At 67.4% G+C, this 2,826-nt stretch carries 3 protein-coding genes; 1 reads left to right on the forward strand and 2 read right to left on the reverse strand.

From position 1 onward, the window contains the following. Positions 1-174: 174 nt before the first annotated feature. On the reverse strand, positions 175-1,095 hold the full coding sequence (locus tag AB0A97_RS10525) for a serine protease (protein ID WP_361147279.1): 921 nt from the start codon (positions 1,093-1,095) through the stop codon (positions 175-177). A 204-nt stretch (positions 1,096-1,299) separates the two neighbouring features. Between AB0A97_RS10525 and AB0A97_RS10530 the strand changes: the two genes are divergently transcribed. Then, entirely contained in the window at positions 1,300-2,652 is a 1,353-nt protein-coding gene (locus tag AB0A97_RS10530) for a M14 family metallopeptidase (RefSeq protein WP_361147282.1), read from the forward strand. A gap of 30 nt (positions 2,653-2,682) precedes the next feature. On the opposite strand, the gene AB0A97_RS10535 is transcribed toward AB0A97_RS10530, so the two are convergent. After that, positions 2,683-2,826: transposase (locus AB0A97_RS10535; protein ID WP_361147433.1), on the reverse strand; the 144-nt coding region annotated here is incomplete at its 5' end.

Consider the following 2,826-nt stretch of genomic DNA (forward strand, 5'->3'; position numbering starts at 1 on the left):
CACTGCGGAATCGTACCGAGCCTGCGAGACGGGAATTCAGCAAGCGTTCGCCAAGGGCCTTGAGGAAAGTCCCCCCGGAGCACCGCGCGGCCGGCTCACGTCCTGCGGGTTATTCGTGCCTCCCCGCCATCACGGCTGTCACGGCTGTCACGGCTGTCATAGCTGTCACGGCTGTCACGGCTTCGGCAGCACGCACCCAGCCCGCCCCAGGTCCAGCTTGTTGCCGGTCCCGAAGCACTTGGGGACGGTGTAGATCTGCTGGGCGTAGTTGATGCCCTTGCGTACGGTGACCTTGCCGTTCTCGTCGATCTCGCACGGGTTGTTCATCGTGCAGCGGCCGCCGTTCTCGTTGCCCGTGTTGTTGATCGCGGTGACCTTGCCGGTGGCGTTGTCGATGACCGGTGAGCCGGACGTACCGCCGATCGTCTTGCAGGCCGGGGTGTAGCGGACCGAGTCCTTCATCACATATCCGCCCTCCTTCAACTGCGGGACGAACCCGTCGATGTTGCAGGAGTACGTCTTCTTCCAGTAGCCGGACACGACGGTGATGCCGGCGCCCTTGACCGGGTGGCTGGTGGCGATGTCCAGCGCCTTGATGCCGTAACGCTGCTTTATCTGGGCGTAGGTGGAGGAGAGTTCGTAGAAGGACACGTCGGTGTCGGTCATCGTGCCGTAGACGACCTTGGTGGCGCGTACGGTGCCGAGGTTGCCGGCCGAGGCGTTCAGCACGGTGAAGCTGCGGCTGGAGGGCTGGTCGACGACGACCTCGCCCGGCTCGGGCATGCCGCTCTCCAGGCAGTGGCCGTTGGACATGACCAGTGCCGGGTCGTTGTCGGTCGAGGTGGGCATCCGGACGATCGAACCCGAGCAGTTGCTGAGCGCGACCGTACCCGCGAAGTTCACGGCCTTGGGCTTGGCCTGCGCCGCGGCCTGGGCGGTCTGCACCGGCTGGAGCTGCGGCACCACCGCGGTCCGGGCCGCACCCCGGTCCGCCGCGTCCGCCGTCGTGGCGGCGCCGGCCGTGCCGGTGGCGCCGATGAGCGCCGTGGCGCTCAGGACGGCCGTGGCCAGGGCGCCGACGAGAGGTCTGTTCATGTGGGGGTCCTCTCACACTGGTGAGTCCGGCGTGGCGCCGGACTTGTCGTGCGCATTGTTGGTGCGGCACAGGCCGCTGGCAAGAATCTTCCGGAAACCCGCGCGAAATTGGCGTGTTTGTGTCAACGCAAAGCATTGACCGAGCCATGCCAAGGCAAAACACTGGCGCCGTCGCCAGCCTCACACCCCCACGGAGGTCACTCCATGCGACCACGGTTACGCGGCAGACGGACCACCGTCCTCACCGCGCTCGTCTCCCTCGCGCTGGCCGCACCCCTCGCCGCCCGCGCGGAGGACTCCCCTCGTCAGCCCACTCCCACCAGGACCGCCGCGGCCGGCACCACGGCGGCCGACACCGGCACACCCCGCCAGTACGAGATCACCGGCCTCGCCACCGCGGCCCAGCGCAGCGCCCTCGCCTCGACGGGCGTGTCCATCGACGAGGTGCACGGCCGCACCGTCGTCATCACCGCGGACACCGCGCAGGCCGCCCTCGTACGCAAGCTCGGCCACCGGCTGCGGGCGCTGCCCGCGCCCCCTTCGGGCACCGGCGACCGCATCAAGGACTTCCCCTCCGGCTACGGCAAGTACCACAACAACGCCGAGGCCACCGCCGAGATCAACGCGCTCGTCGCCAAGTACCCGGCCCTGCTCGGCAAGCGCGTCATCGGCAAGACCTACGAAGGCCGCGACATCCTCGCCCTCAAGCTCAGCAAGAACGTCGCCCAGGACGAGAACGAACCCGAGGTCCTCTTCACCGCGCACCAGCACGCGCGCGAACACCTCACCGTCGAGATGGCCCTCTACCTGCTCAACGACTACACGTCCAAGTACGGCAGCGACCCGCGCGTCACCAAGATGCTCGACTCCCGCGAGATCTGGATCATCCCGGACGTGAACCCGGACGGCGGCGCCTACGACATCGCCACCGGCTCCTTCCGCAGCTGGCGCAAGAACCGCCAGCCCAACAGCGGCTCCGCGAACGTCGGCACCGACCTGAACCGCAACTGGGACTTCAAGTGGGGCTGCTGCGGCGGCTCCTCGGGCAGCACCGGCTCCGAGACCTACCGCGGCCGGGCCCCCGCCTCCGCACCGGAGGTCAAGGTCGTCGCCGACTTCGTCCGCAGCCGGATCGTCAGCGGCGTCCAGCAGATCAAGACCGCCATCGACTTCCACACGTACAGCGAACTGGTCCTGTGGCCGTACGGCTACACCTACAACGACACCGCCCCCGGCATGACCCAGGACGACCGCGACGCCTTCGCCGCCGTCGGCAAGTCCATGGCCGCCAGCAACGGCTACACCCCCGAGCAGTCCAGCGACCTCTACATCACCGACGGCTCCATCGACGACTGGCTCTGGGGCGACCAGAAGATCTTCGGCTACACCTTCGAGATGTACCCCTCCTCGGCGGGCCAGGGCGGCTTCTACCCCCGCGACTCCGTCATCGCCCGCGAAACCTCCCGCAACCGCGACGCGGTCCTGCAACTCCTGGAGAACAGCGACTGCATGTACCGCTCGATCGGCAAGGAGGCCCAGTACTGCAAGACGGGGTGAGGCGATCCTCCTAGGAGTTGTCTTCAAATGTCAGGCCCACATCAGGAGCGATGCGAGGGTGACGGCTGCCTGGTAGGACTCGGCGGTCTTGTCGTAGCGGGTGGCGATGCCGCGCCATTGTTTCAAGCGGTTGAAGCAGCGTTCGACCACGTTGCGCCGTTTGTAGAGCTGCTG

The sequence above is a fragment of the Streptomyces sp. NPDC045470 genome (assembly GCF_040646595.1).
GTDB lineage: Bacteria > Actinomycetota > Actinomycetes > Streptomycetales > Streptomycetaceae > Streptomyces.